At 63.1% G+C, this 19,491-nt stretch carries 17 protein-coding genes; 2 read left to right on the forward strand and 15 right to left on the reverse strand.

The window, feature by feature from the left end; genetic code table 11:
- Positions 1-187: 187 nt before the first annotated feature.
- Complete coding sequence (locus RB216_RS13435) at positions 188-1,129, forward strand: MFS transporter (RefSeq protein WP_308908812.1); 942 nt, start codon at positions 188-190, stop codon at positions 1,127-1,129.
- Positions 1,126-1,353, forward strand: coding sequence for a hypothetical protein (locus tag RB216_RS13440; protein ID WP_308908813.1), 228 nt, complete (start codon positions 1,126-1,128; stop codon positions 1,351-1,353). Before RB216_RS13435 ends, RB216_RS13440 begins: the two co-directional genes overlap by 4 nt.
- A 188-nt stretch (positions 1,354-1,541) precedes the next feature.
- On the opposite strand, the gene RB216_RS13445 is transcribed toward RB216_RS13440, so the two are convergent.
- The 15 genes from RB216_RS13445 to RB216_RS13515 all read right to left on the reverse strand — a co-directional run bounded on the left by RB216_RS13445 (position 1,542) and on the right by RB216_RS13515 (position 19,407).
- The gene (locus RB216_RS13445) at positions 1,542-2,276 is read right to left on the reverse strand and encodes a UTRA domain-containing protein (protein ID WP_214498235.1); all 735 of its coding nucleotides are present in this window, start codon (positions 2,274-2,276) and stop codon (positions 1,542-1,544) included.
- An 81-nt stretch (positions 2,277-2,357) separates the two neighbouring features.
- Positions 2,358-3,731 carry an LLM class flavin-dependent oxidoreductase gene (locus RB216_RS13450; protein ID WP_214498236.1) on the reverse strand — a complete coding sequence of 458 codons (1,374 nt, stop codon included), beginning with the start codon at positions 3,729-3,731 and terminating at the stop codon, positions 2,358-2,360.
- 27 nt (positions 3,732-3,758) lie between these two features.
- Positions 3,759-4,589 (reverse strand): amino acid ABC transporter permease, encoded by an 831-nt coding sequence (locus tag RB216_RS13455; RefSeq protein ID WP_185710955.1) that lies wholly within the window; start codon positions 4,587-4,589, stop codon positions 3,759-3,761.
- A complete protein-coding gene (locus RB216_RS13460) occupies positions 4,586-5,404 on the reverse strand; it encodes a transporter substrate-binding domain-containing protein (protein ID WP_214498237.1) in 819 nt (272 codons plus the stop codon). Before RB216_RS13460 ends, RB216_RS13455 begins: the two co-directional genes overlap by 4 nt.
- Positions 5,405-5,466: 62 nt before the next feature.
- A complete protein-coding gene (gene pnuC / locus RB216_RS13465; RefSeq protein WP_305385327.1) occupies positions 5,467-6,060 on the reverse strand; it encodes a nicotinamide riboside transporter PnuC in 594 nt (197 codons plus the stop codon).
- A 15-nt stretch (positions 6,061-6,075) separates the two neighbouring features.
- On the reverse strand, positions 6,076-6,912 hold the full coding sequence (locus RB216_RS13470) for an HAD family acid phosphatase (protein ID WP_214498239.1): 837 nt from the start codon (positions 6,910-6,912) through the stop codon (positions 6,076-6,078).
- Positions 6,913-6,924: 12 nt separating this feature from the next.
- Positions 6,925-9,072 carry a TonB-dependent siderophore receptor gene (locus RB216_RS13475; protein WP_308908814.1) on the reverse strand — a complete coding sequence of 716 codons (2,148 nt, stop codon included), beginning with the start codon at positions 9,070-9,072 and terminating at the stop codon, positions 6,925-6,927.
- Positions 9,073-9,197: 125 nt separating this feature from the next.
- A complete protein-coding gene (locus tag RB216_RS13480) occupies positions 9,198-10,070 on the reverse strand; it encodes a sulfurtransferase (RefSeq protein WP_305385330.1) in 873 nt (290 codons plus the stop codon).
- Positions 10,067-11,179, reverse strand: a complete 1,113-nt coding sequence (locus RB216_RS13485; RefSeq protein ID WP_150675461.1) for a phosphotransferase enzyme family protein — start codon at positions 11,177-11,179, stop codon at positions 10,067-10,069. The genes RB216_RS13480 and RB216_RS13485 overlap by 4 nt, the downstream gene beginning before the upstream one ends.
- On the reverse strand, positions 11,176-12,096 hold the full coding sequence (locus RB216_RS13490; protein WP_150675462.1) for an ABC transporter substrate-binding protein: 921 nt from the start codon (positions 12,094-12,096) through the stop codon (positions 11,176-11,178). Before RB216_RS13490 ends, RB216_RS13485 begins: the two co-directional genes overlap by 4 nt.
- A 128-nt stretch (positions 12,097-12,224) precedes the next feature.
- The gene (locus tag RB216_RS13495; RefSeq protein WP_150675463.1) at positions 12,225-13,547 is read right to left on the reverse strand and encodes an amidohydrolase; all 1,323 of its coding nucleotides are present in this window, start codon (positions 13,545-13,547) and stop codon (positions 12,225-12,227) included.
- Positions 13,548-13,556: 9 nt separating this feature from the next.
- Positions 13,557-14,741: an acyl-CoA dehydrogenase family protein gene (locus tag RB216_RS13500; protein ID WP_150675464.1), complete on the reverse strand. Its 1,185-nt coding sequence runs from the start codon at positions 14,739-14,741 to the stop codon at positions 13,557-13,559.
- Between the two features lie 20 nt (positions 14,742-14,761).
- Positions 14,762-16,075: an MFS transporter gene (locus RB216_RS13505; RefSeq protein WP_224794944.1), complete on the reverse strand. Its 1,314-nt coding sequence runs from the start codon at positions 16,073-16,075 to the stop codon at positions 14,762-14,764.
- Entirely contained in the window at positions 16,075-18,600 is a 2,526-nt protein-coding gene (locus RB216_RS13510) for a TonB-dependent receptor plug domain-containing protein (protein ID WP_150675466.1), read from the reverse strand. Before RB216_RS13510 ends, RB216_RS13505 begins: the two co-directional genes overlap by 1 nt.
- A 105-nt stretch (positions 18,601-18,705) precedes the next feature.
- On the reverse strand, positions 18,706-19,407 hold the full coding sequence (locus tag RB216_RS13515; RefSeq protein ID WP_305385338.1) for an enoyl-CoA hydratase/isomerase family protein: 702 nt from the start codon (positions 19,405-19,407) through the stop codon (positions 18,706-18,708).
- Positions 19,408-19,491: the final 84 nt, after the last annotated feature.

Genomic DNA, 19,491 nt, shown 5'->3' on the forward strand with positions numbered 1-19,491 from the left:
AAACCTTGACCGCGGGACCTTTGAGCCGGAACAGAAGCGAGTGCTGGAATGCTCTGCCTTTTCGAAGACAACCTCACCGACTGGTCGCCTCCAGACACCATCAATGCCTTGTTCCACAAGCCTGAAGGTGAACTTTGCCCGTGGCAGTTTGAGCACTTTACCGCTGTCCAACTAAGGTCGGTCACGAATGGAAAATCTAAGTATTGAGTACACCGACAAACAACGCTGGTTTGCCTTTACCAAGATAAACACCCTCTCGGCCCTGTCGCAGATCGTACAGATCGGTACAGTCACTCCGCTGCTGTCACTTTCGCTTGAGCAGCTAGGGGTCGAACCGGCAAAGATCGGGGTGATTGTCAGCGCCTCGTGGTTGGCGATCCTGCTGCTCTACAAATGGCTTCCGCGTCTGCTGGCCCATCTGGGGCTGGTCAAGACGAATGTCCTCAGCGCAACGCTAACGATTGCTGCGCTGATCGGTATGACCCTGACAACCCATTTGGCACTGGTTTTTTCGCTGAATTTCGTGCTTGGTATCGGGTTGATTCTGCGCTGGATCGCCTGCGATACGTGGATTGTCGCGGTTGCATCGAAAGACGAGCGCGGTCGGGCGATCGGCATACATGAGACCTTGATGGGCCTGGGTATTGCTGTCGGTCCGCTGCTGTTGGTTGTACTCGGCGTCGGGAGTGCCGCGCCTTACTACGCATGTATCGTGATCGTGTTGTTGTCCGGCGCGCTGGAATTAGCCCTCAAGGACTACGATACGCGACCGCAAACCCCGGCAGAAAATCGCCATGGCAAGTTGTTCAGCATCATTCCAACGGCACTGTGTGGCGCGTTTATCGCGGGCTTTTCGGAAACTTCATCCGTATCGTTCCTTGCAGGCTACAGCCTCTCGGCCGGTTATCTGTTGACCGCCGCCGCCCTGCTGATATCGGCGTTCGGAATTGGCGGCACCATCCTGCAACTGCCAATCGGCTGGATGGCCGACCGCAGTTCATACAAAGTCGGCCAATTAGTCTGCGGCTTGATGCTGTTGCTGGGCACCCTGGCCATTCCGCTCAGCCAGCCGCTTCCTTGGCTAGCGACGATGTCATATTCCTCTGGGGCGGCGCCATTGGTGGCATGAACACCTTGGCTGTGATCGAGGTGGGAGACCAGGTCGGCGAACGTCAAGTGTCCACCGCCATGACGGCTATTGCGATGTTCTACACCTTGGGCAGCGTATTAGGTCCCATTGCCACGGGCGCCACAGTTTCCTATGTCAGTGAGCACGGATTGATGATCTCGGTGGGGATAGTCGGTTTGCTGTTCATTGCAATGTTGGTTTTGCGCAGGGTTCCCCATGCATGAACGTGCAGCACCTCAATGATGAGGACTTACGCGTACACAAGACCTGGCTGTGGTACGGGCGCTGGCCCCTGATTTGATCGTGATCAAGAACGCCGTGGTGCTGGGGAGGCAGCGAGTACCCGAGCAGTTGTTCGACGCGCCGAAGCAACCCTATCACGGGACTTGTCAGCGGCGTCTGTGTTGACGTCTCAGTGAGTTCCCGGATACCGAGTCTCCATCACAATCGACAACGCATCCGGGCGCCAGAATTCCTGGTCGAATTCCACCGGCCGGTTGTCCTCGCCGAAGTTCAAGCGTTCCAGGTACACGCTGGTGGAGCCCGGCGACAGTTGCAGTAACTCGGCTTGTTCTTCGTTCACCGTGCCGATGTGCATCTCCAGCTCACACCGCGACTGCACCCGCGCAAAACGCTCGCGCAGCAGTTGGGTCAGCGAGGTATTGAGGTCGGCTTCGAGCAGGCCAGGGCACCAACTGGCGAGCAGCGCGTTGAACTCCAGCAGCACCGGGCGGCGGTCGATCCAGCGTCGGCGTTGCAGGAAGAATACCGGCTCGTCCGCCGAGGCCAGGCCCATGCGCTTGGCCAACCAGGGGCCGGCGGGGCGCAGTTCGGCGTGCAGGCATTCGGTGCGCGGGGTGCGGCCCTGGGCGCTGACGTAATCCATGAAGCCGCTGATACGCGTGGGGTCGTAGCGGATGCGCTGGGGGCTGACGAACCAGCCCCGGCGGTTTTCGCGGTACACCAGGCCTTCGGCTTCCAGTTGCTGCAACGCTTGGCGCAGGGTGACGCGGGTGCAGCCGAAGCGTTCGATCATGTCCCGTTCGGAGGGGAATTTCTCATCGGCCTGGGGCACGCCTGCGGCGATGTCATGGGCGATCTGTTCGCGGATGCGCTGGTAGTGCGGGGAAATGGGGTCGAAAGGCATCCTGGGGTTCCGTGAGCAGGCATGACGTGGGGGTGACTCTACCGTTCCTGTTGGCGCAGGTCACCTTCTCCCACGCAGGGGCTATGCAAAGCGGAATGACGCGCCATGGGCCGAGGCCGGCAACCGGTCACTGCCATCGGCGCGCAGGCGCGAGCGCAAGGTGCCGCTTTGCGCCGTGGTGCGGTACAGGCCACGTTTTTGCAGGGCCGGGATCACCAGTTCGACAAAGTCGTTCAAGGAGCCTGGGCTGATCAGCGGGTTGAGCATGTAGCCGCTGGTGCCGGAGATGCGGGCGTGCTCCTCGATCTTTTCCGCGATCTGCTCCGGGGTGCCCACCAGGATCAGGTCGCTGCCCCGGGTGACATTGGCGAAGCGCTGGCGCACCTCGCCGGCAGTGAGCGGCTTGCCGCTGCCATCGGGCTTCATGATGTAGGAGGTCATGCCTTCGGTGTGGGTCGACAGCGCCTCGTTGTCTGCATAGCGGTTGATGTCGATGCCGGTGTCACCGGCGTAGCTCACCAACTGCGCTTGCAGGTGATAGTTGCTTTGCAGGGTGTCGTATTTTTTCTGCGCCTCGATGGCCGTGGGAGCAGTGACGATGCGCAACACGGTCAGCGATTTCACGTCGGCCGCCTGACGGCCTCGGGCCTCGGCCTGGCCCCAGATATCTTCCAGGCCCTGGCGGATTTCCAGCGGGTTGGACTTGGCGATAAACACCAACTCCGCGTGCTTGGCGGCGAATTGTCGACCACGCCCCGACCAACCGGCCTGGATCAGCAACGGCGTGCGTTGCGGCGACGGCGACGTAAGGTGCGGCCCAGCCACCCGGTAATGTTCACCGGCATGCTGGATAGGCCGCACGCGCGCGCCGTCCGCGTAGGTGTGCGCGAGTTTGTCGGCGATCACTGCATCATCGGCCCAGCTGCCTTCCCAGAGCTTGTACACCACGTCGAGAAACTCTTCGGCGCGCTCATAACGGTCGTCGTGCTTGATCATCTGCTCCAGGCCGAAATTGCGCGCAGCACTGGACAGGTACGAGGTGACGATGTTCCAGCCGATGCGCCCGTCCGACAGGTGATCGAGGGTGCTGAAACGCCGGGCGTGGGTGAACGGGTGCTCGTAGGTGGTGGTAACGGTGACGCCAAACGCGAGTTTTTCGGTGAGGGCCACCAGCGCTGGAATAATCGTCAGCGGGTCATTGGCCGGGGCTTCCACCGCCCATTTCAACGCCATGGCTTCGGAGCCGCCGAACACATCGTAAAAGCCCAGCACGTCACCGAAGAACATCAGGTCGAGGTTGGCTTCATCTGCCGTGCGGGCCAGGTTCGACCAGTATTTGAGGGTATTGATGCCCAGCCGCTCATCCGCCGGGTGGGTCCACAGGCTGGGCGCACCGCCGCAGCCGACGCTGGCTTGTTCATAAAGGCCGAATAACAACGGGGTGGGATCGGACATGGTGCTTCCTGCAGGTAAAGAGTAGGGCTAGCGCCCGTGGAGATAAGCCTTGCCGTAGTGCCGTTCCAGCCGGGCCTGGATCAGTTCCAGACCGATCGACAGCAACCAGTAGATGACGGCAGCGGTGGTGAGCATTTCGATATAGCGGTAAGACGAGCGGCCATAGGATTGCGCCAAAAACATTACTTCCCACACGCCCATCACCGAGACCAGGGAGGAGTCCTTGAGCATCGAGATGAACTGGCTGGTGGTGGGCGGAATGATGGTGCGCATGGCCTGGGGCAGGACGATCTGCCAGAACGTTACCGCCCGGCCCATGCCGAGAGCGGCGGCTGCGTTGCGTTGGCCTTGGGACACACCCAGGATGCCGGCGCGGAAGATCTCGCTGAGGTACGCGCCGTAGTTCAGCGACAACGCGATGATCCCGGCACTGATGGCGCCCGGCACCACCCCCAATTGAGGCAGGCCCAGGTAGATCAGCAAGATCTGGATCAGCAGTGGCGTGCCGCGAAAAAACGAAGCGTAGAAGCTGGCGATACCGAACGCCACCGCGCTGCTCGACAACCGCGCCAGGGCGGTGGCAAAACCCAGCGCCACCGACAACCAGATCGAGCAGAAACACAGGAACAGCGTCAGCGCCGCGCCTTGCAGGAAACCTTGGGGCGACAGGTGCAGCCCCACCAGGTTTTGCCACTTGGCGGCGACGATGGCGAACTGCAGGTCGAAGCTCATGAACAGGCCGGCGAACAGGCACAGCATCACGCCCCAGGTCAGCCACAGGCGTACTTTGAACGACAGCAGCGTGCGCTTGACCGGTGGTGGTTTCACAACGGCAGGTGGGGTGGGGAATACACTCATTGGGTAATGTCTGAGCCGATCCATTTCTGGGAGATCTTCGCCAGCGTGCCGTCACTTTTCAGCTCGGCAAGGATCTGGGTCAGCTTGGCATCCCACGCCGGATCGCCTTTCTCGGTGGCCACCACATTGGGCTCGGCGTACAGCACGTCACCAGTGATCTTGAAGCGCGGGTCGTGGTCAATGCGTTCCTTGGCGGTGACCAGGTTGGTGACCATGGCATCCAGGCGTTTGCCGGTGCCCAGGGCCAGGTCCTGGAAGGCGATGGTTTCGTTGTCGTAGGGCACGGCTTGTACGGCCTTGAACGGGTACACGATGGGCTTGCTCGCGCCTTCGATCACCAGGTCTTTGGCCAGGTAGGCCTCGTAGGTGGACGCACTGCCCACCCCGACTTTTTTGCCGGTCAGGTCGGCCGGTGACTTGATGCTGTTGTCGGTTACATTGACCACCACCACGGCAGGCGAGGCGTAGTACTCGAACGGGAAATTGAACACCTGGCCGCGTGCGGCACTGGGGGTCATAGAGCAGATGCACACGTCGTAACGGCCGTTCCAGCGGCCCGCTGCGATGACTTCCCAGGACGGGGTTTCCAGTTTGAGTTTCACGCCGAGTTTGGCGGCCACGGCCTTGGTGACATCAACGTCAAAACCATCCAACTGGTTTTGTTCGTTGAGGAAGGAGAACGGTGGGTAGTTCTCCATCAACACGCCGACCAACTGCTTGGATTGGGTGATGCGGTCCAAGGTTTGCCCGGCGAACACGGCCGGGCTGGCCAGGAGAAGGGTGACGCTGAGGGCGGCGGCAGTGCGTAAGTTCATAAAAGCATCCAGGCGAGTTTTGTTATATTTAAACGCGATAGATGCCCTAATGTTTAATGATATTAAACGCTGTAAACCGACGCTTTGGTTATATGTTCCTGTTGTTGCAAATCCCGGTGCCAGGCGCGCAAACCATAGGCCGCCAGCACCACGAATCCGGCGTACAGCGCGGCGGTCAGCTGCAGGTCTTTGTACAGGAACAGGCCCACATAGGCCGCATCCACCACTATCCACAGCCACCAACTGACCACGTATTTGCGCGCCGCCCACAGGCTGGCCACCAGGCTGAAGGCGGTGAGCAGCGAGTCGAGCCAGGGCAGGGCGGCGTCGGTGAAGTGGTGCATCACGGAGCCCAGGGCCACGGCGCCGACTAGCCCCGCCAACAGATGCCGCCACGCCTCCTGAGGCGGCAGGCGCTCTACACGCACCTTGCCCGCGTCAATGCGCCCAGTGCTCCAGCGCCACCAGCCATAACCTTGCAGTACGGCAAACACCAGTTGCAGCAGCATGTCCGAATACAGCTTCACGTCGAAGAAGATCCAGGCATACAACAACACCGCGACCACGCTGACCGGCCAGCACCAGCGCACCCGCTGTGCGGTGAGCCAGACCCCGGCGATGTTGAAGAACACGGCGACGATTTCGAGTGGCGACATAGGGTTCTCTCGGAACTAGTTTTCCAGATGCAGCGCCTGTTGCTTGAGCTGGCGCTTGCGTTCGAAGGGCAGTTTTTCCTGGTCGCCATAGGGCGCGCTGTACCAGTTGCCGTAGGTGGGGTTGGGCAACAGGAACCAGCGTTGGCCAAGCCAGGCCAGGTACGGCGCGGCGGCCTTGCGTTGATCAGCCAGGGTGTTGTGTTCAGCTTGCACGAAGTCACCGAAGGAATCGCCCGCCAGCATCAGCACACGGGCATGGCTGGCCACCCATTGACGCCGGCAGTTCTTGCCGTAGCCGGCCTGTTCGCAATGGCCGGTGGGCGTACTGGCAGCCAGCACCTGTTCGTTGCTCGCCACCGGAAAGCCGCGCAGGCGCAGGTTGTTGACCGTGGCCTGGACGTGGCTGTGTTCGCGGTTGGTGATGTAGTAGACGCTGACGCCTTTTTTATCGGCCGCCTGCAGGAACTCGACGGCTCCGGGCAGGGCCTGGGCCTTGGCCTGGTCGACCCAGGTGTTCCAGCGGTCGTAGGAGTAGACCTGGTTGCTGAGAATGTCCCGGGCGTTGAGCGGCACGTTGTCGAGCACGGTTTCGTCGATATCGACCACCACCGCCGGCGGCAGCCCGCTGAGGTTGCGGGGTGGCAAGGGCAGGGCGTCCCAGGTCGGGTCGGCCAGGGCGACGTCCAGCTGACGGGTGGCGCTGGCGAAGATTTGGCGGTAAATCAGCTCGTGCTCGATGGAGGTCTGGGTCCACAGCACCGCGTCCAGTTGGTCGTTGGCGGGCGGTTGCTGCTGGCAGCCGACGATGGCGGTGGAGAGCAGGCACACACTGGCAAACATCAGATTACGCATGAACACTCAGCCTCAAAAATTGACGGTGGCAGACAGCCGCGCAGTGCGTGGCGCGCTCAGGAACAAGTAGCCATCGCCTGCGGATTCACCCACATCCCGCCAGTAGCGTTTGTCGAACAGGTTGTCGACGGTCAGGCGCAGAACAGTAGCGTAATCGCCGACCTTGGTGGTGTAGCGGCCGCCCACATCGAACACCGCGTAGTCGTCGACCTTCACCGTGGCCTCGCGGTTGGCGTATTTATTCGCGCTGTATTGCACCCCGCCGAGCAGGGCCAGGCCGGGTACGCCGGGGATGCTGTAGTCGCCGTGCAGGCTGGCGCGTAGCTTGGGCACGTTGATCGCCTGATGGCCGTCATAGTCATCGGTGCCGCTACCGCTGACCTGGGCGCGGATCGCCGCGACGCTGGCCGACACTTGCAGGTCGGAGGTCACACGGCCGTTGGCGGACAGTTCGATGCCGACGTTCTTCTGCTTGCCTTGCTGCACAAAGGTGATCGTGCCGTCGTCGTTGGGGCGGTTGTATTGCAGATCCTGGGTGATCTGGAACAGTGCGGCCGTCAGGCTCAGGCGCTGGAAGTCACGCTTGATCCCGACTTCCAGCTGGCGCGAGGTGGTGGGTGGCAACACCTCATCGGAGTTGTTGCTGAACCACGCCGCCTCGCCACCCAGGGACAGGCCCTTGCTGTAGCTGGCGTACAACGACGTGTCCGGGCGCGGCTTGTAGATCAACGCCACCTGGGGCAGGAACACGCTGCGCTGGGTATGGCGGGTGGTGGCGCCGGCCTGGTTGTAGGTCTCTTCGTCGAGACGCACCTGGCGCCCGCCGAGGATGGTTTGCCATTGCTCGTTGAAGCTGATGCGGTCGCTGGCGAACAGGCCGTACTGGCGGCTGTCGAGGCGCCGGTAGGTGTGGCCCAGCGGGCCGTCGTAGGGTTCCAGCACGGGTGACGGCTGATAGATATTGCCTTCGCCGATGTACTCGTTGACCGATTGGCGCCGGTCCACCAGGCGGCGGAATGCGCTGGTGCCAACGGTCAGGTCATGCTTGAGAAAGCCGGTGTCGAACTGGCCGTTGAGCGCGGCCTGGGCTTCCTCATTGCTACGCGTGTCATCGGGGCTGCGGTAGTCGGAGATGTCGTAGTCGCCCTCGGCGCTGAAGTGGTTGGGCACCGCGGTGCCTGCGCAACTGGCGGCGCCGTAGCAGCCCCAGGCGAAGGTGCTGTAGTCGTCGATCACCACGCGGCTGCGGGATGCGCTGAAGCTGGCTTTCCACGCGTCGTTGAAGCGGTACTCGAACAGCCCGTCGAGGTTCAGCGACCTGATACCCACCGGGTTCGACCAGCTCTGGTACGCCAGCAGATCCTTGGGCGAGACATGGTGCGGCACCTCGGTCCCCCCGAGCAATTGATAGCCCGGCACCGAGCGCTGCTCGCGGTTCTGGTACTCGGCGTTGAGTTGCAGCAAGGCGTTGGGGCTGATGTTCCAGTCCAGCGCCAGGGAGGCGAAATCGCGCTTGCCGTCGGCGTGGTCGACGTAGGAGCGAATATCCTCATGGGCCAGGTTGATGCGCACGCCCACCTGCTGTTCGGTGCCAAGCCAGCCGCCGATATCGGTGGCCAGGTAGCGCTCGCCCTGTTCGTTGGTAGACACGGTGACCGAGCGCACATTCTCCGGGCGTTTGCTCACGTAGTTGACCAGGCCGCCGGGCTCCGAGACGCCGCTCTGCAAACCGGCCAGGCCCTTGAGCACTTCTACCTGCTGCTTGTTCTCCAGCGCCACGTTTTGCTCGCCGGTGATGGTGCGACCGTTGATCTTGTAGCTGCTGGCCGGGTTCAGTGCAAAGCCGCGTATCACGAAATTCTCGTAGTAGCCGACGGGGGCATAGCTGTCGCCGACCGAGGCGTCATTCTTCAAGACCTCGCTGAGCAGGCGCGCCTGCTGGTCTTTCAAGCGGCCTTCGGTGATCACCGAGACGGACGCCGGGGTGTCCAGCAACGGCGCGTTGTCGAAGCCGGCCACGGCGGCTTTTTTGGCCTGGTAGTCGGTGGCCTCCTGGCCGACCACGGTGACGGTGTCCAGGGTCGTGTCCTGGGCGTGAGCCGCCGCAGCGGCGAGGGTGATGCTCAAGGCGAGCAGGGTGTGACGGTAAGGTGTAGCCATGAAAAGAGCGCTCCAAAGGCCTGCCGCCGCTGCCGTACGCTTTTATCGGACAACAGGGTGCCCAGCGCTGCGCAACGAGGGGTTGCCAGTACGAAATGAAAAAGCCGAGTTCGCCGCAGAGGGCGTCAGGCCGGAGCTGCTCCGGTAGTCATTGGTAAGCGTGCGTCGGCGGCCCACTCCTGCAGGGAGCCGTCGTAGAGTGTGATGTCCTGGCGCCCCAGCAGGGTCAGGGCCAGGGCGTTGGCGGCGGCCGAGATACCGCCGCCGCAATACAACACCAGGGGGCCTTCGCTGTGCAGCAGCGTGGGGCCGATAGCCAGGGCCAGGGCATCCTTGGGCAGGTAGCGGCCATGGGCGTCGAACAGGTTGCGCGCCGGCAGGTTACGGCTGCCGGGGATATGCCCGCGCCGGGCGTAACGGGTGGCGGCGCTGCCGTCGAAGAGTGCCGCGCCCAGGGCGCAGATCAAGACCCCGGGCGCTTGCCCGGCGACGATGGCTTCGACGCCGACGCGGTCGATCCACGCCTGCGGGCGCCGGTTGATCGGCCAAGGTTGCACCGCAGCAATCGATGCCTCAGGTCCACCGTGTTCGGGCAAACCCGCTTGGCGCCAGGCGTTGAATCCGCCATCGAGTACCGACGCTTCGATGCCCACGCCGCGCAGCATCCACCACAGGCGGGCGGCCCAGAAACCGTCGGCGCGATCGTAGATTACCAAGGTTTTATCCACCCCCGCGCCGAGCGCTGCCAAGCCTTGCACCAGCGCGTCGGGCGCTGGCAAGGCAAAGCTGAAACTGGCCTGGGTATCTGCCAGTGCCGTCAACAAATCAGCGTGCCGCGAGCCGGGAATATGCGCTTGCAACCAGCCGTCATAACCGCTGGCAACCCGATAGTCACCGTCGAATTGCGGCGACGGCAGCAGCACCGTGGCGTCCAGCACCACCAGCGCCGGGTCGGCCAGATGTGCCTGTAACCATTGGGCATCGACCAGCAGGCTCATACGCTTTGGCGCCGGATATGCTCAAGCAGGCGTTGCCCCTCGGCACCCGCAAACCAGCGCAGATGACCGAGCAGGTAGGCGTAGTAGGCCACGTCGGCGCTGGCGCTGGAACCGACCACGTCTTGGTAATACGCCACCTCGGACAGGGCGAAATCCACATGCACCAGCGGCAGCAAGGCGCTGAGTGTGTGTAGGTCGTGTGCACTCAACGGGCGCACCTGGTGATAACCATTGAGCAGGGCATCAACGCTGTCGAGGTCGGCGCTGGCCGTGCCGCCGCTGTCCAGGTCCAGCCAGGGCACGGCGTTGCGTTCGATGGCGGTGGCCAGGTCGAAGAGCGCGAACGTGCGGTCGGCCAGGCCGAAATCCAGCACGCTGGAGACGCTGCCGTCTGCATTCCACAACAGGTTGGAGGCGTGCCAGTCGTTGTGGGTCCAGAGCGGTGGCTGGTTGCGTAATAAGGGCTGTAGCGCTTGGTGCCATGGCAGCAGCAGCTCGCTGAGCTGGGCGTGCCAATCCTTGTCGGCGAGGTAGGCGTTGTGGCGGTTGGCGATGGCGTGCAGCGGTGCCTCGTGCTCGATCAGCCGCGCATTGGCCAGCAGCACGGCGGTGCGGCGTGGCGGCGCTGCGTAGTGTTCGGCGGCTTGATGCAAACGGGCCAGGGCCTGGCCGGCGGCGAGGGCATGTTGATGGTGCTGGAACGGCGACCACGACAGCGCGTCGCGGTACAGATCCAGACCCTCGGCCAGGTGGTGCACTTCATAGGTCCACTCGCCTAGCACGGTGGCCGTCGCCCCGTGGCGATTCGGCACCACCGCTGCCACCGGCGCGCCCTGGCGATACAGGTGGGCGATCAGCTGGTGTTCTTCTTCCAGCCACGCGGCCTGGCGCACCTGCTGGTGATGGCGTTTGACGAACAGCGTCGCATCGGCGGTGGTGATCAAGCCGGCAGCGGAAAATGGCCGCGGGCTGTGCCAGTGCAGGCTGTGCAGCGGGCCGAGTTGCGGGTAGTCACGCAGCAGGTGTTCGATGTCGGTTTCGTGCAGGGCCGGCCAATCCGCAGTGACAGGCTCCAGCCCCAGGCCATGGGCGGTACGTTGCGGGTTCATGGGCGCGCCTCGGGCAGGTAGGCGTTGCTGGTCGCGCCTTGCCATACCTGCGGGTTGTCGAGCACCGCGTGGTGGTGCAACCACTCGGCGTAAGGCGCGATCAGCGCCTGGCGTTGCTCGCCCCAGCGGCCTTGGTGCAGCCAGGTGGGGGCGATTTTATGCAGCGAGGCACTTAGCAGTTCTGCCGGGAAATACGGCGTGGTGTGTTCATACGCGCTGAGGGCAATCGACGGTTCCTGGGCTACGGCCAGGTAACCGCGGGCGGTGGCGGCGAGAAAGTCGCGCACCACTTCGGGCTTGTCCGCCAACGTGCGTTCGTGGGCGCCGAGCAGGTAGCTGTGATAGACCGGCGCGCCGATCTCGTCCACCGGCAACACCACGCGGCGCGCCGCCTCGATGGGGCTGTGCATCAGTGCTTCCCAGGCCCAGTAACCACCGAAACTGGCGTCGGCGACGCCTTCTGCCAATTGTTCGGGGCGCAACTCGCGCACACCGCTGTCCACCAGGATCACGCCATCGGGGTCGCCGCCGTCGCGGCTGACCAAGTGACGCACCATGGCCAGGCCGCGCGGCGTGGGGTTAAGCGCGAGGCGCTTGCCCACCAGGTCGCGGGGGCGACGGATGCCGGAATCGGTGAGGGTCTGGATGGACTCCAGCCCGGCATGGTTGATCGCCGCGATGCCTTGCAACGCCTGACCCAGGCCACGGCGTACCAGCAGGCGGTTGCTGGGGAATACGCCGAAGTCGGCGGCGCCAGTCAGCAGGTGCTCCAGGGTGTCGCCACGGTAGGGGTCGTGCACCACCAGTTCTACATCCAGGCCCAACTCCGCATACCAGCCGCGCTCCCGTGCCAGGTACAAACCCGCCGAATTCGGCCATGGGTGAAAGTACTCCAGCATTACCTTTACCGACACCATCGCGTGTTACTCCAGCCCAACGTCCTTTGATGGGAGCGATTTATAAGCGAGTAATCTGGTATATACCAATATCCTTTGTTGCTATGGATATAACCGCAGCGCGCGGTCTGAATTCGACGTTCTGGACCCTAGGGCGACAACCGAGGAGCGTCAATCATGTAGCTCAACGTCATCCGACTCAGTGCCCGGATCCCCACCGCCAGGCTCGGGTCATCCACCTGGAAGCCCGGCGAATGGGTAGGCCACACGTTTTTGCCCTCCAGCGCAGGCGGTGTCACGCCCATACGCATGAAAATTCCAGGAATCTGTCGGGCATATTCGGCAAAGTCATCGGCACCGTAAGTGCCGTTGTCGATGCGTACCGGCGTGGTCGACACCTGTTGCAGCACCGGCATCAACTGGTCCACCAACGCGGTGTCATTGTAGCCGGCGCGGTAATTGCCTGGCAGGTAGTCCACCTTGGCGGTTGCTCCCGAAGCCTCGGCGATTTTCTCGGCGGTGCGGGTCATGCGTTGCAACACGTCCTCGCGCTGCTCATCGCTGACCGTGCGAATCGAACCTTCCAGGCGCACCTCGGCGGGGATGATGTTATGTCGGTCACCGGCCTCGATACGGCCCACCGAAATCACCGGCGCCGGCAACAGGCTGAGGTTCGACTGGCGGCTGGGAATGGTCTGCCAGGCCAGGATCACCTGGGCTGCCACTGGCACCGGGTCGATGCCGGTCCACGGGAAGGCCGCGTGAGTTTGCCGCCCGATGATGTGTGCAACAAAGGTATCCGCCGCTGCCGTGGTGCGTTGGCGGCTGAGGGTAAAGGTGCCCGCTGTACCGGCTGTCACATGAATACCGAAGATCACCGCAGGCGCCGGATTTTGCAGCGCGCCTTCCTTGATCATCAATTGTGCGCCACCTTGTTCGCCCAGCGGCGGGCCTTCCTCGGCCGGCTGGAAAATCAGCTTGAGCGTGCCCGGCAGTTGCTCGCGATGGGCCGCCAAGACCTCGGCAACCCCCAGCGCCATCGCCATATGAGCATCGTGACCACAGGCGTGCATCACCCCAACGTCCTTGCCTCTGCTGCGAAAGTCCGCGCCTTCATCTTTGCTGCGCACTGTCGACGCAAACGGCAGGCCGGTTTGCTCGGTGAGCGGCAGAGCGTCCAGTTCGGCGCGAATCGCGACCACCGGGCCAGGTTTGCCGCCACGCAAAATGCCGATGACACCGGTATGCGCGATGCCGGTCTGCACCTCCAGCCCCAGTTCCCGTAGGCGCTGGGCGATACGCTCGCTGGTGTGGAGCTCGCGATTGCCCAGTTCCGGCTGCTGGTGAATGGCGTGGCGCAGCTCTATCACGCCGGGCAGTGCCTGGCTGATCTGCGCGTCCAGATCGTCCCAAGGCTCGGCGGCCGACACGGTGCCAGACAGAAGCAGCAGGAAAATCGGTCGTTTCAACATATCCAGTGCTCAGTAAGTAAACGCAATCGGCGGTGCTTTCGCGTTCAGCAAATAATCGCCAATCGCCTTGTACTTGTAGGCCAGGGCGTCATGGGTGGTGTGGGTGCGCGCGTTGCGCCAGTGGCGGTCGAAGTTGTAGCGCGATTGGGTGGTGGCGGCGCCGCCGACTTCATAGAGACGCTCGCACACGAAGAGGGCGGCGCGGGTCGAGGCGATCTTGGCTTCGGCCACGGCAATCGAGGACTTGACCAAAATAGCTTCCAGTTCCTCACCCTGCGCCAACCCCTGCAACTGCGTGCGCGCGGCCAGGTCGACCGCACCGGCGGCTTTTTCCACCAGCGCTTCGGCGCCGTGGATGCGCGCGGCCAGATCGCCCAGGGTGTGCAGGATGTAGGGGTCGTTACGTGCCGAATCCACACCACTTTCGCGCACTGGCCGCGTACCGCTGCGCGCCCATTCCACCGCGTCATCCAGCGCCGCGAGGCCGATGCCGACATCGAGGGCGCAGTGGATCAATTGCGCGCTTGCGCCGACATAGTTGCGGCGCTGGTACCACTGCGCCAACGGGATCACCTGCTCGGGGCGCACCACAACATTCTCCAGCAAAGTGCTGCCACTGGCGGTCACACGCTGGCCCATGCCGTCCCAGTCATCCAGCAGCGTAATGCCTATGGTGTCGGCGGGCAGCATCACGTAGACCGCGTTGCCGGCTTCGTCCACCGCCTGGATTTTCAGCAGGTCGGCAAACAGGCAGCCGGTGCTATAGAACTTGCTGCCATTGAGCACCAGTTGGTCGCCGCGCTGCTCCAGGCGTGTATGGATTTCACCGCGAAAGGTGCCGTTGCGCTCGGCAATCGCCCCCGACGACAGCTGGCGCTCGGCAAAAGCCCCGAGGTATTCGCGCTGTTGCTCCGGGTTGGCGATCAGGCGCAAATGCTCGACGGTGGCGAAATGCGGAAACAGCGCCTGCGCCACACTGGGGTCTGCCTTGGCCAGGATGATGAAAATATGCGCCACTTGCAGTTGGCTGATGTCGCCGCCGCCAAACGCCTCCGGAACGCGCGCGGCGCCCAGGCCCGACTCACGGATCAGGTCGAGCTGGGCGTAAGGCAAGATTCTGCCGGCGTCGCGCTCGGCGGCGCCGGGTCGGATCTGCGCGGCCAGCTGGTGGGCGAGGGCAAGGTAATCGGTCATGGAAGTGTCCATCAAAAAGGTCAGGAAGCGTCGCGCAGGGCGCTGCGTGGAACGCCGAACAACAGAATCAACGTGCCGCTGGCCACCAGGGCCGCCACGATATACAGCGCCAGGCTGATGCTGCCGGTGGAGGTCTTGATCGCACCGATCATGATCGGCGTGAGCAGGCTGCTGATCTGCCCGCAGCAATTGACCAGCGCTAGGCCGGCGGCCTTGGCGTGATCCGACAGGTAGTACGTGGGGATGGTCCAGAAAATCGCCGTGGCCACCAGGTAGCCGCTGGTCATCAGGGTCAGTACGGCGATTGCCGAGTACGGGCTGAACAGAAAGTTGGGCAGCACCAGCATTGCCAGCGCCGCCGTGAGGCCGCCCAGCGCGAAGTGCCAGCGCCGCTCCTGATTCACATCCGAATGGCGGCACGCCCACAGCATCACGCACACGCCGACCACATAGGGCAAAGCCGAGAGCAAGCCCAGTTGCCCAAGGTTGCTCACGCCGGAATCGCGAATGATCGACGGTGCCCAGATATTGGTGACGTTGCCGGTGCACATGATGGTCAGGCAGTAGGCCAGGGTGATGAACCACACCTTGCGGTCCTTCAGCGCCTCGACGAAGCGCGTATGCCCGCCGGGTTTGCGCTGCAGCCGTTCACGCGCCAGGGCTTGCTCGATGGCGTGTTTCTCCGCGTCGCTCAGCCACTTGGCCGAGGCTGGTTTGTCGTCCAGCCAGTACCAGGCGAACAACCCCGCGAGCACCGGCGGAATGCCGGTGATCACGAACAGCCATTGCCAGCCGGTGAAGCCGCCGACCCCGGCGAAGTGCCCCATGATCGACGTCGACAGCGGCCCGCCGATGATCCCGCACACCGCAATTGCCATGATGAACCGCGAGGTGATGCGCGCACGGTGGCTGGCCGGGAACCAGTAGGTGAGGTACAGGATCACCCCTGGGAAGAATCCGGCTTCGGCGGCGCCCAGCAACACCCGCAGCACATAGAACTGCGCCGGGGTCTGGGCAAACGCGGTGGCGATGGTCACCAGCCCCCACAGCACCATGATGCGCATCATGGTTTTTTTCGCGCCGATCTTTTCCAGCAGCAGGTTGCTCGGGATCTCGAACAGCAGGTAACCGATGGAGAACACCCCGACGATGATGCCGAACGTGGCGTCGCTGATGTTCAGGTCGGTCTTGAACTGCAAATGCGCAAAGCTGATGTTGACCCGGTCCAGCCAGTTGAGCACGAAGCACAGGAACAGGAACGGCATGATCCGCCACGCCAGTTTGCGGTACAGGCGTTGGTCGAAGGTCGCCTGCGGGCGTTCGAAGTTCGTCATCACCAGCTCACGTCGACTTTAGCGAAGTAATAAGCACCTTCCAGGCCGTAGGGCGAGTACCAGCTATAGGTCGGGTTGTCGGTGGGGAAGAAGTAGAAGCGCTTGGCCTCGTCATTCAGTTGCTGGGGGCGACGGTCGAAGATGTTTTCGCCGCCGACGGTGACTTTCACCGCGTCGCTCAGCCAGTAACCCACGCTCAGGTCGGTGATGAATGCCGGGCGAATTTTTTCATCGCGACTGGCCGAAATCTGGTTGCGCCCGGTGACCTTGGAATAGCGGGTTTCCTTGAGATTCACCTCAAAATCCCCCAGTTGCCAGGCGGCATTCAGCGACGTGGTGTTTTTCGGGTAGGCCGAGGTCAGGTTGCCCTGGCGGTCACGGCCCATCACGCTGACGCCGGTGCCGGCCAGTGCTGCGGGCTCCTTGATCTTCTCGATGGTTTGCAGGCTCTGATTGCTGAGCAAGGTCCATTTGGTCTTGCCGTAGCGGCCCAGGTCATAGCGGTAGTCGGCCACCAGATCGATACCACGGGTGCGGGTATCGGCCAGGTTGCCGAAGTACGAGACGATCTGGTTCGGGTTCAGGCCCTGGGCGGCCAGCACGTTGGAGACCGCCGTGCCTTGCAGGTTACTGGTCTGCAGGATGCGATCCTTGATGTCGATCTGGTACAGGTCGACCGTAATGTCCAGGTTCTCGGTCGGTGTGGCGACAAAGCCGAGGCTGTAGTTCATCGAGCGTTCAGGCTTGAGCTCCTTGGCGCCCAGGGCCTGGCCGGCGGCGTCGTTGACGGTGACGTAGCGCGTGGTGGCCTGCTCCAGTTGCCCGGTGAGCGGGCTGGTGCGCCAGGCGGTCAGCGACGACGAATAGAACTGCTGTTGCAGGGACGGCGCGCGGAAACCGTTGCTCACCGTGCCGCGCACGGCGAATTGCGGGGTGAACGCGTAACGCGTGGAGAACTTGCCACTGCCGGTGTCGCCGAAATCACTGTAGTGCTCGAAACGCCCGGCCAGGCTCACGTCCCATTGGTCGGTCAGGCTTTGGCTGAAGTCGACGTAGCCTGCGGTGTTGGTGCGTGAGTAGTTGTGCGCGTCGGCCGGGGTGAAGCCCACCAGCCCAGGCGCGCCGGGGTTGGGGCGTTGGCCGGCGAGCGGGCTGCCAGCGGGGAAGACGTAGCCGCCATCGGCGTAAGAGGCGTATTCGCCGGCCTGGATTTCGAAACCGTCACGGCGGAACTCAAGGCCGGTCGACACGTTCAGCGGCTTGGCAAACAGCCCGGTATCGAACGCACGGGTCAGGTCGAGGTTATTGGTCCATTGGCTAGCGATCAGGTTGCCGCCGTCCATATCCTGAGGGCTGTTTGGTCCCAGGGAAGGGTTCAGCGAGCGTTCGTTGCGGGTGTTGGCGTTGTTGTAGCCGTAGCTGGTGCTCAGGTCCCAAGCCCAGCCCAGCAGGTCGTCGTTGCGCACGCCGAACACGCTTTGGAAGTCGTCTTCTTCCACCACGAAACGCGGCGAAAAACCGTCCGGGTACACCGAGACAATGTTCTGTGGCGAGTTGGCGGTGCGGTAGGTGCCCCAACTGGTGGAGTTGCGGTGGCTGAGGGTGGAGAACGAATACAGCGTGTAATCCTCGTTCAGCGGCAGCTCGGCGTTGTAGCCGAAGTTATAGGTTTGCGAACGGGGCTGGCCCAGTTGCTGGCGGTAGCGGCTTTCGCTGGTTTCGCGCGGGTCGGGCTGGCCGTTCTGGCGGAAATAGATGCTGGTGCGGTCCGGTACGGCACCGGCCACGTTGGAGCTTTCCTGGAGGCCGATATCGGCGCTGAGGCTGAAAAAGCCGTCATTGGGCAGCTCGAAGCCCTGGTTGATCTGGCCCTGTCCCCGCGCACCGAAATTGCCCTTGCCGCCCACACGGTTGGCGTACTGCCCATAGAGGGCGCTGCCACTGCCGCCGGAGCGGTTGGTCTTGAGGATGATGTTGATCACCCCGGCAATCGCGTCCGAACCGTATTGCGCCGCCGCGCCGTCGCGCAGCACTTCCACGTGGTCCACCGCGGCGATGGGGATCAGGTCGAGGTCGGCGGGCGACTGGCCGCTTGAGGTGGCGGCGGTCTGCACAAAGATCAGCGACGTATTGTGGCGGCGCTTGCCGTTGACCAGCACCAGCACATGGTTACCGCCCAGGCCGCGCAAAGTCGCGGACTTGACCGACAACCCGGTGCCGCCGGTAAACCCTGCAGCATTGGTGTAGGACGGCACACTGGCGGCCAGGGCGTCGCGCAGGTTCTGTTTACCGGAGCGGGCGAGGTCGTCGGCGCTGATCACATCGATCGGCGCCAGGCTCTTGGCGACAGTGCGACCGCTGTCCCGGGCACCGGTGACCACCACGGTTTGCAGGGCGGTGTCACTGGCCGCCGACGGACGTGACGGGTTCTCTTCAGCGTGGGCTGCCGGCTGGGCGCACAGCCCGAGGATGCCGGCGGTCAGCAGGCTGAACCTGGGACGAAAGCGAGTGTATGGGCGAGACATGGTGAGGCTCCGATGGTTAGGTGCCGCTTTCCATTCCTGGTGGTGGGAGTTCCTGACAGTACTGGGGAGGCTTATGTATTGGCTGTTTCTAGTTATGGGTTGAGGTCAACGCCCCAGCATCACGTCCTGGCGGGCCTGGTCGACCAGTGCCATCTGCCGCGTCAGTCGGGCTTTGCGTTCGGCCAGCAGCAAGGTCTTGGTCCATTCCACGGCCTTAGAGGAATGGCTGGCCAGGCGTGCGGCCAGTTCCAGCGCGCTGGCGTAGGCGTCGTCCACCACTTGGTTGACCAGGCCGATGGCCAAAGCCTCTTGGGCATCGAATTTGCGCGCGCTGAGCATGATGTCCAGGGCCGCTGCTTCGCCTATCAGGCTGGGCAGGGTGATCGCACTGAAGCCGGACAACATGCCGTGCTGCACTTCGGGGAAGTGAAAGCGCGTGTCGTGCCGCGCAATACGGAAATCGCAATGAATCGCCAGGCTGATGCCCAGGCCCAGGGTGTAGCCGTGCAACGCGGCAATCACCGGCTTGCTCAAATCGTTGCCGACACCGGGCAGGGCACGGGCCAGGACTTCGCTGCTGACGGTCTCGCCGGTGGCGTCGATCTCCTTGAGGTCGGAGCCGGCGCAAAACGCCCGCTCGCCGGCACCGCGCAGCACGATGGCGCGCACGGCGGTGTCTTGCTGCGCGCGCTGCCAAACCTCGGCCAGCACGTGCTTGGCCTGGCTGTCCAGTGCGTTGAGGCGCTCCTGGCGGTTGAGGGTGACCACCAGGATTCCTTCGCCAATATTTTGATACTCGACTGTCATGGGGGGCTTTTTATCCGGTGTGAAAGAAAGACGCGATTGCCCCTTGAGGTCCGCGTCAAAGTGAGGAAAACTTAATGGATGTGC

Origin of the sequence: Pseudomonas canadensis, from assembly GCF_030980095.1 — a bacterium.
GTDB lineage: Bacteria > Pseudomonadota > Gammaproteobacteria > Pseudomonadales > Pseudomonadaceae > Aquipseudomonas > Aquipseudomonas canadensis.

Bases quoted from the DNA above. Each gene is read 5' to 3' on its own strand.
- RB216_RS13485 (WP_150675461.1), bottom strand. From the start codon at position 11,179: ATGAACCCGCAACGTACCGCCCATGGCCTGGGGCTGGAGCCTGTCACT.
- RB216_RS13445 (WP_214498235.1), bottom strand. From the start codon at position 2,276: ATGCCTTTCGACCCCATTTCCCCGCACTACCAGCGCATCCGCGAACAG.
- RB216_RS13470 (WP_214498239.1), bottom strand. From the start codon at position 6,912: ATGCGTAATCTGATGTTTGCCAGTGTGTGCCTGCTCTCCACCGCCATC.
- RB216_RS13505 (WP_224794944.1), bottom strand. From the start codon at position 16,075: ATGACGAACTTCGAACGCCCGCAGGCGACCTTCGACCAACGCCTGTAC.
- RB216_RS13510 (WP_150675466.1), bottom strand. From the start codon at position 18,600: ATGTCTCGCCCATACACTCGCTTTCGTCCCAGGTTCAGCCTGCTGACC.
- RB216_RS13455 (WP_185710955.1), bottom strand. From the start codon at position 4,589: ATGAGTGTATTCCCCACCCCACCTGCCGTTGTGAAACCACCACCGGTC.
- RB216_RS13500 (WP_150675464.1), bottom strand. From the start codon at position 14,741: ATGACCGATTACCTTGCCCTCGCCCACCAGCTGGCCGCGCAGATCCGA.
- RB216_RS13460 (WP_214498237.1), bottom strand. From the start codon at position 5,404: ATGAACTTACGCACTGCCGCCGCCCTCAGCGTCACCCTTCTCCTGGCC.
- RB216_RS13440 (WP_308908813.1), top strand. From the start codon at position 1,126: ATGAACACCTTGGCTGTGATCGAGGTGGGAGACCAGGTCGGCGAACGT.
- RB216_RS13435 (WP_308908812.1), top strand. From the start codon at position 188: ATGGAAAATCTAAGTATTGAGTACACCGACAAACAACGCTGGTTTGCC.
- RB216_RS13515 (WP_305385338.1), bottom strand. From the start codon at position 19,407: ATGACAGTCGAGTATCAAAATATTGGCGAAGGAATCCTGGTGGTCACC.
- RB216_RS13495 (WP_150675463.1), bottom strand. From the start codon at position 13,547: ATGTTGAAACGACCGATTTTCCTGCTGCTTCTGTCTGGCACCGTGTCG.
- RB216_RS13475 (WP_308908814.1), bottom strand. From the start codon at position 9,072: ATGGCTACACCTTACCGTCACACCCTGCTCGCCTTGAGCATCACCCTC.
- pnuC (WP_305385327.1), bottom strand. From the start codon at position 6,060: ATGTCGCCACTCGAAATCGTCGCCGTGTTCTTCAACATCGCCGGGGTC.
- RB216_RS13490 (WP_150675462.1), bottom strand. From the start codon at position 12,096: ATGGTGTCGGTAAAGGTAATGCTGGAGTACTTTCACCCATGGCCGAAT.
- RB216_RS13480 (WP_305385330.1), bottom strand. From the start codon at position 10,070: ATGAGCCTGCTGGTCGATGCCCAATGGTTACAGGCACATCTGGCCGAC.
- RB216_RS13450 (WP_214498236.1), bottom strand. From the start codon at position 3,731: ATGTCCGATCCCACCCCGTTGTTATTCGGCCTTTATGAACAAGCCAGC.